Genomic DNA, 3,631 nt, shown 5'->3' on the forward strand with positions numbered 1-3,631 from the left:
GCTCTGGCAAGCCGATTTCAAGGGCTACTTTGACACCCTTCACGGCCGCTGTTCTCCCCTGACGGTGCTTGATGATCACTCGCGTTTCAGCTTGGTGCTGCAAGCCTGTGACAACACCCGATCAGATACTGTGCAGGCCCATCTGGAAGCCACCTTCCGTCGTTATGGGCTGCCTGCCCGGATGAACTTCGATAACGGTGCTCCCTGGGGATCGCCGGGCCAGCCGGGACAGGTGACCGGGTTGGGGTTGTGGTTGATTCGCCTGGGCATCCGCATCAGCCATAGTCGTCCCTATCATCCGCAAACCAACGGCAAGGAAGAGCGGTTCCATCGTTCGCCCAAGGCCGAAGTCCTCAATGGTCGGAGCTTTGACGATCTTGAACATGCCCAGTCCGCTTTTGACCGCTGGCGCCGTGTCTACAACCACGAGCGGCCGCATGAGGCCATTCAAATGCAGACCCCGGCCGTTATCAGCCTAGTCCCCGAGCCTTTCCAGAGGCTCTGCCAGCGCTTGAATACGGCCTGGATGACCAAATCGTCAGGGTGAAGTGGAACGGAGAACTTCGCTTCCTGGGACACAAGTTCAAGGTATCAAGCGCCCTGCACGGGCACGACGTCGCGATCCGCCCGCGTCCTAGGGAAGATGGGGTCTTCGACGTATTCTTTGCCCATCATCGCTGCTTCACCATTGACCTTAACTCGACGTCTGCGGCAAGCTAACGTGTCCACCATGTCTTCGCACAGGTGTCAGCCATCTCTCCAGCCTATACACGCCAATGTAAAGAAAGATGGACCAGGGTACGCGGTCGATTGCCTCGGAACGATACCTGCCGCGACTCAAACTCATTATCAAAATTGGTCACTCACATTCAGCTGCGAGGCTTTTTGCCAGATCAACGCTTACCGTCTTTTTCCTGTGTTTGCGCTAATACACAACAAGCCGCTGAATCAACGTACAATAATTAGCGGCTACCGTTGACCATGAAAATTGTTGCACAGCACACTTACGCCCCGCGCTACCCATTGATAAAAGCCTAGAATCGTCAGCAAGCAACCTGCAAGCAACTGCGAAAGCCTCAACATCGTTTATATTACAAAGGATGCCGGTGAAGCCATCTGCGACGATTTCCGGCAGTGCCGTATTATTGCTGGCAATGACCGGTTTGCCGCATGCCATGGCCTCCAATGCTGCATAGCCAAAACCTTCGGCGCGCGAAGGCAATAGTACCGAGTCACATTCCTGATAGGCGCGGATCAAGCTGTCTTCGGATAGCCTGCCAACCGGATACACGTTGGATGGAAAATTCAGCAGGCGGCATTCCTCCTCGGTAGCCGTCACACGCAACTCGAAATCCGGACCCAGCATGCGCATGATGGGCGCAAGCAAATCGGCGCCCTTGAGCCGCGTGGTTTTACCAACGAATAGCAGGCGGAACATCCCTTGTTCCCGGTCGAGTTGTTGCGCCGGACAAAATTTGTCGGTATCCACCCAGTTGTAAATGACTTCAATCTCCTCGATACCATACCTTGCCCGGATACGGTCGGCGACATAAGCGCTGACGGCGGTAACGGCATCTGCAGCACGTAGTGAGCGCAACTCTCGTGGCTCGGCAACATAACGGTGATAAAGCCTTTGCCCACAGCTTTTGTAAACATCGAGTTCAGGCTCGAAGATCGCGTGATGCACGGTGACAATCAGGGGCAACCTAGCACGCTTGAAGGCATACCCACTCCAGCTATTGGCAAGCACGATGTCCGTGCCGGGAGGAGGAACAGCCTGCATCAAGCGCAACGGCATCAGTTCGTCATATTTGGTGAACCAGGTGATATGCGCCACGATGTCATGCCGTTCCAGCGCCTGCGCAAGCCGCCGGGTAAATACGTCCGCTCCGGAGCCGGCCCGAATGGCGGGCAGCCAGACTTTAATCCGGCCGTTTTCCATGATCGGGGCGGATATTCAATGGCAGCCAGGCCAGCAGAAAGGCCAGCACCGGGGTAGCGCTTCTCCATCGCAGGCTGCGCCATACTGCGCGCAGCAACATCCCGCTGCTCTTGGCCATCAACAGCAGCGGAATTTCCAACCGGTAATGCCACGTTTTCAGCGCCAGCAGGATGTGCGCTCTGGCAGTGTGATATTCGTAAAACAAGCCGTTTTTTCCTGATGAGGCGCTTCCGGCATGATATACGACCGCTTCGCCGACCTGATACGCCGCTTTCCCCATATGCATCAATTGCCAGCCGAGCAGAACATCTTCGCCGTACATGAAAAAATCCTCGTCGAACAATTTTCCTGCCGTTAGCGATGCCGTGCCAAACATCAAGCAGCAACCGCTCGGAAACATGAACGAACCGGGCAACGGCTGCGCCGTCATCAGGCCGGAGTAGCGCTGATACCACAATGTCGGCTGTGGCAAACCATCGGCTGACCTCACGCTGGGTAACGCAATGGCCGCATGATGATCGCCCATGGCCGCTTTCAGCTTGCCGGCCATGCCGGGCGCTGCGGTCGCATCGTTATTGATGAGCAGAAAAATGTCATAAGCTTTGGCGCGCTCGTCCTCCAGCGCAGCATTGACACCACGCGCGAAGCCGAGATTGCCGGCAGGAGTAAGTACATGCAAATCGAAATCGGCCAGGTTCTCTTGCAGGCGTTGTATTGCAGCGCCTAGTTCGCCGGCCGCCCGGACATCGGCCGAGTTATCCACCACCAGCACCGCCCCTATACCCTGCCCGACGAGCGACCGCAGACATGCCTCGGTGCGCTCTGCATTACGGTAGTTGAGAACAATCGCGCAACTATTCATGATAGGCGGGTGATTGGCTTAATGCTTGAATCAAGGCGCCGTATCGTGCGGCAACGCCAATCCAATCAAAATTAGCTTTAACGTGGCTACGCCCTTCCACGGCCAGGTTCCTGCGCAGCCCGGGGTTACCCAACAGTTTAATCACAGCATCGGCAATCGCAATGGCGTTTCTTTCCGGCACCAACCAGCCAGTGCGCTGGTGGATAACCACATCCCGAATGGCCGGCAAACTTGACGCAATCACCGGGCACTCGCAAGCCAAAGCCTCAACCAGCACCAAACCAAGTCCTTCCTGGTCCCCTTGTACAGTCGTTAGCGACGGCATGATCAGCATACTTGCCCGGAGACAGAAGGCTGGAATAGCTGCATTATCGAGCGCGCCATGAAAATGCACCGCATGACCGATGCCGAGGTTTTCCACCAGATCCCGCAGGCTGGATTCCTCAGCCCCGCTCCCGACAATGTCGAGCCGAACCTCCGGATACCGAGCCAAGATCATCGGCAAGGCTACCAGCAGATAAGCTGCGCCTTTCTTCTCGACCAGCCGTCCGACAAACAGCAATGCAAGTTCCGTGCGTCTCACGTCAGGCCGAGGCGCAAACATCGTTTCGGTATCCACTCCCATCGGGATGACTGCCAATGCCTCCGGGGCAATACCCAGCGCCAGCGCCTGATCCCGCATGGCATGGCTGACGATAGTCAGCATCTGCGTTCGCCGGATGGTCCAACGCTTGAGCCTGTTCAACGGCCCGCCATTCAAACCAAGAATATCCCCCCCGTGCGATGTACACATCATCGGCGGCATTTTCTTTACCAGCAGGCTGGCG

3 protein-coding genes and 1 pseudogene are annotated in these 3,631 nt (G+C 56.5%); 1 reads left to right on the forward strand and 3 read right to left on the reverse strand.

Features of this window, described 5'->3' with window-relative positions; genetic code table 11:
* A pseudogene (locus VGK14_RS10740) lies at positions 1–720 on the forward strand (integrase core domain-containing protein); the annotation flags it as partial.
* A gap of 205 nt (positions 721–925) precedes the next feature.
* Here the strand turns inward: VGK14_RS10740 and VGK14_RS10745 are convergent.
* The 3 genes from VGK14_RS10745 to VGK14_RS10755 form a co-directional block, all read right to left on the reverse strand.
* Positions 926–1,942, reverse strand: a complete 1,017-nt coding sequence (locus tag VGK14_RS10745; protein ID WP_331509086.1) for a glycosyltransferase family 4 protein — start codon at positions 1,940–1,942, stop codon at positions 926–928.
* Entirely contained in the window at positions 1,923–2,804 is an 882-nt protein-coding gene (locus VGK14_RS10750) for a glycosyltransferase family 2 protein (protein WP_331509087.1), read from the reverse strand. The genes VGK14_RS10745 and VGK14_RS10750 overlap by 20 nt, the downstream gene beginning before the upstream one ends.
* A partial coding sequence (locus VGK14_RS10755; RefSeq protein ID WP_331509088.1) for a glycosyltransferase occupies positions 2,797–3,631 on the reverse strand: 835 nt, incomplete at its 5' end. The genes VGK14_RS10755 and VGK14_RS10750, both read right to left, overlap by 8 nt.

Origin of the sequence: Novimethylophilus sp. (assembly GCF_036504375.1) — a bacterium.
GTDB lineage: Bacteria > Pseudomonadota > Gammaproteobacteria > Burkholderiales > Methylophilaceae > Novimethylophilus.